This is a genomic window from Tsukamurella soli (genome assembly GCF_039541155.1).
GTDB lineage: Bacteria > Actinomycetota > Actinomycetes > Mycobacteriales > Mycobacteriaceae > Tsukamurella > Tsukamurella soli.
The window spans coordinates 1-4,190 of sequence record NZ_BAABFR010000187.1; the positions used below are offsets into that span (position 1 = coordinate 1).

At 72.1% G+C, this 4,190-nt stretch carries 2 protein-coding genes; one reads left to right on the top strand and one right to left on the bottom strand.

The window, feature by feature from the left end; translation table 11 throughout:
- A partial coding sequence (locus tag ABD908_RS26660; protein ID WP_345001823.1) for a carboxyl transferase domain-containing protein occupies positions 1-3,436 on the top strand: 3,436 nt, incomplete at its 5' end.
- 81 nt (positions 3,437-3,517) lie between these two features.
- Here the strand turns inward: ABD908_RS26660 and ABD908_RS26665 are convergent.
- On the bottom strand, positions 3,518-4,039 hold the full coding sequence (locus ABD908_RS26665; protein WP_345001825.1) for a hypothetical protein: 522 nt from the start codon (positions 4,037-4,039) through the stop codon (positions 3,518-3,520).
- Positions 4,040-4,190: the final 151 nt, after the last annotated feature.

A 4,190-nucleotide genomic window follows, 5' to 3' on the forward strand; every position in this document is an offset into this window, starting at 1 on the left:
CGTCCCGGCCGACGCCCGCCTCGCCCGCGGCCAGGAGGACCTGCGCGCCCTGCTGCTCGGGTTCGACGTCGATCCGGCCGACGAGCGCCGGGTCGTCGACGGCTACCTGGTCGCGCGGGCCGCCGTGGCCGACCGCGGCGGCGACACCGTCACAGGTGAGGTGGCGCTGCTGCAGACGTTCGCCGACCTGGCCGAGCTGTCCAGCAGCCGGCTCGCCGGCCAGGACGAGGAAGGGCACGCGCACAGTGCGCGCGAGTACTTCCACACCTACCTGCGCAGCCTCGACGTGGATCGCGCGGGCCTGCCCGCGGCCTACCAGGCGAAGCTGACCAGCGCCCTCGCGCACTACGGCGTGACGGAACTCGACCGCACTCCGGAGCTCGAGTCCGCGGTGTTCCGGATCTTCCTGGCGCAGCAGCACGCCGCGGCGGCCGGTGCGCTGCTGTCGGCGCTGCTGCGCGCGTGGCAGGCGGAGGCGTCGCCCGAGGAGCCCCTCGCGGGCGCGGCCCGCGACGCCCTCGAGCGCCTCGTGGTCGCCACCCAGAACGGGCTGCCCGCCGTCGCCGACCTGGCCCGGGGCGTGGAGTTCGCCTGGTTCGGCCAGCCGTTGCTGCAGCGCAAGCGTGCCGAGGTCTTCCACCGCGTCGACGAGCACCTGCGGTACCTCGACGAGCATCCGGGTGCCGCCGATCGCGGCGAGCGCATCGCCGAGATGGTGCGCAGCACCGAGCCTCTGGTCCGGCTGCTGGGCGCGCGCCTCGTGGACCGCCTCGACAACTCGGTGATGCTCGAGGTGCTCACCCGCCGCTACTACGGCAACAAGGGGCTGCGCGGCGTCACCACCAGCGAGGTCGACGGCAGCACCGTCGTCGTGGCCGAGCGGACCGGCGCCGACGTGGTCTCCACCGCCGTGGGCTACCCCGAGTTGGGCGGCGTGCTGCGCGGCCTGGCCGAGCGGCTGCGCGGTGGCGGCACCGTCGACGTCGACGTGTATGTGGCCTGGGACGGCGCCCCCGACGATTCGGAAGCGATGGCCGAGGCCCTGTTCGAGGTCGTGCGGGCCGACCCGCTGCCCAGCCAGGTGCGGCGGCTCACGATCACCGTCGCCGGCAACGACAGCGCCGTCATGCATCACCACTTCACGTACCGCCCGACCGCCACCGGTATGGCGGAGGAGCGGCTGATCCGCGGCCTGCACCCGCACATCGCGCAGCGCATGCAGATCGAGCGCCTCAGCAAGTTCGACCTCACACGTGTCGCGTCGTCGGACGAGGAGGTGTACCTGTTCCGGTGCACCACGCGCGACAACCCGGCGGACGCCCGCCTCGTCGCCTTCGCGCAGGTGCGGGACCTCACTCCGCTGCGCGAGAACGACGGTCGCCTGATCGCGCTCCCGACTGCGGAGAACACGATCGCGGCGTGCCTCGACTCGATCCGTCAGGAGTTGGCGCGTAACCGCTCGCGCAACCGCCTCAACACCAACTCGATCGTGATCTACGTGTGGCCGCCCAGCGAGCTGACGGCCGCGGAGCTCGAGACCCTCGCCGGCCGGGTGCTGCCCACCACTGTGGGCGCGGGCCTCGACGAGATCCTGTTCATCGCGCGCCGCCGGAACATCAAGTCCGGTGAGCTGGAGAAGATCGCGCTGCGCGTCGCCTTCGATGCGACGGGCAGCACCGTGGTCACCGTCGGCGAGCCCGCGACCGAGCCCGTCCAGCCGCTGGACGCGTACCGGCAGAAGGTGCTCAGCGCCGCCAGCCGTGGCACGGTGTACCCGTACGAGTTGACCGGGCTGCTGGGCGATTTCAAGGAGTACGACCTCGACGGGATGGGCGCGCTCGGCTACGTCGACCGCCCCAAGGGGGGCAACTCGGCGGCGATCGTCGCCGGCGTCGTGACCAGCGAGACGTCGCGGCACCCCGAGGGCGTGACCCGCGTGGTGCTGCTCGGCGACCCGACCAAGGCGCTCGGCGCCCTGTCGGAGGCCGAGTGCAGCCGGGTGATCGCGGCGATCGACCTCGCCGAGAAGATGCAGGTGCCGCTGGAGTGGTACTCGCTGTCGGCCGGCGCGCGGATCTCGATGGAGTCCGGCACCGAGAACATGGACTGGGTCGCGGCCGCGCTCAAGCGCATCGTCGAGTTCACCCAGGCCGGCGGCGAGATCAACATCGTCGTCGCGGGCATCAACGTCGGCGCCCAGCCGTACTGGAACGCCGAGGCGACGATGCTGATGCACACCAAGGGCATCCTCGTCATGACGCCGGCGTCGGCGATGGTCCTCACCGGCAAGCAGGCGCTCGACTTCGCCGGCGGCGTGTCGGCCGAGGACAACTTCGGTATCGGCGGCTACGACCGCGTCATGGGCCCCAACGGGCAGGCGCAGTACTGGGCCCCGAGTCTGCAGGCCGCGATCGACGTGGTGATGTCGCACTACGACCACACCTACATCGCGCCCGGGGAGTCCGCGCCGCGGCAGGTCCCCACCTCCGATCCGGTCGACCGCGACATCTCGCCGTTCCCGCACGCCCTCGCCGAGAGCGAGTTCAAGACCGTCGGTGACATCTTCTCGGCCGCCAACGCCGACCGCAAGAAGCCGTTCGACATCCGCAGCGTCATGCGGGCCCTGTCCGACCAGGACCACCCGGTGCTCGAGCGGTGGCTCGGGATGGCGGACGCCGAGACCGTGGTCGTGCAGGACGTCCACCTGGGCGGCCACCCGGTGTGCCTGATCGGCATCGAGTCGCAGGCCGTCCCGCGCCGTGGGTTCCCTCCCACCGACGGCCCCGACACCTATACCGCGGGCACGTTGTTCCCGCAGTCGTCGAAGAAGGCCGCACGGGCGATCAACTCGGCCAGCGGCAACCGGCCGCTGGTGATCCTGGCGAACCTGTCCGGGTTCGACGGCTCGCCCGAGTCGATGCGCAAGCTGCAGCTCGAATACGGCGCCGAGATCGGCCGCGCGATCGTCAACTTCGAGGGGCCGATCGTGTTCTGCGTGGTCTCGCGGTACCACGGCGGTGCGTTCGTCGTGTTCTCCAAGGCGCTCAACCCGAACATGACGGTGCTCGCGCTGGAGGGTTCGTACGCATCCGTGCTGGGCGGCGCGGCCGCCGCGGCTGCGGTGTTCCCGCGCGAGGTCCGGGCGCGGGCCGCCCGCGACGAGCGGGTGAAGGAGCTCGCAGGCCGCGTCGCTGCGGCGTCCGGCGATGAGGCAGCCGCCCTGGAGGCCGAGCTGGCCGAGCTGCGTCAGACCGTGCACTCGGAGGCCCTCAGCGCTGTCGGCGCGGAGTTCGACCAGGTGCACGACATCGCCCGCGCCGTCCGGGTGGGCTCGGTCGACGAGATCGTCGCGGTGCCCGATCTGCGGCGCCGCGTGATCGAGGCGATCGTGCCCGTGTCGACCGCGGGTGCCGCCGAGCCGGTCGCGCGCGCCTGACGTCCTCCCGCGACAGGGCCGCCCGGGTGTCGGATCCGGGCGGCCCTGTCGTCGACCTTGGTCTTGCGAGTGAGGACGTCTCTACCGGGTCCCGTGCGGCCCGTCGGGGTCCGTCCACTGACCCGTGCGGCGCAGGTACCCCGCCTCGTCGCTGAACACGCGGACCAGGCACTCGACCGTGGAGCAGAACGGCGGGAACCACGGCGTGTAGCGACGGTTCGGTCCACCCAACCGGTACCGCAGGCGCAGGATCATGTCGCCGCACTCGCACCGGCCCAGCATCTGGGTCTCGAGCCCCGGGTACACGGCGTCGATCGTCGTGTACGTGCCCCACGGCCAGGGCTCGCGCAGGTAGTCGGCCTCGTGGCTCAGCTTGCGGATCATGCACGCCGGGGTGGAGCACACAGGCGGGTGCCACGCCGTCATCTCGCCCGAGTCGGCGCCGGGGTCCACCTCGTGGCGAACGTGCGAGATCGGCCCGCCGCACTGGCAGGCACCCAGGGGGAGGGCCTCGACCCGTCCGTATGCCGCCGTCTGCAGCATGTTGACGACGGTGCGGCGATGTGCGCCCGGTTCCCGTCGCCCGGCGCCGTGGGTGGTCATGATGTGAGCGTAGGACCTCGCCGCGCGCGTGTCTCGGGCTATCGGCGTCGCCCGCTGCCCGGCGCGTCGGGATCCGCGGGGGTCGGGGCCGGGGCGGCAGCAGCGCCGGGCACAGCGGGACCCAGTCCTGGGTGGGGTCGTGGCTCACCTG

Bases quoted from the DNA above. Each gene is read 5' to 3' on its own strand.
- ABD908_RS26665 (WP_345001825.1), bottom strand. From the start codon at position 4,039: ATGACCACCCACGGCGCCGGGCGACGGGAACCGGGCGCACATCGCCGC.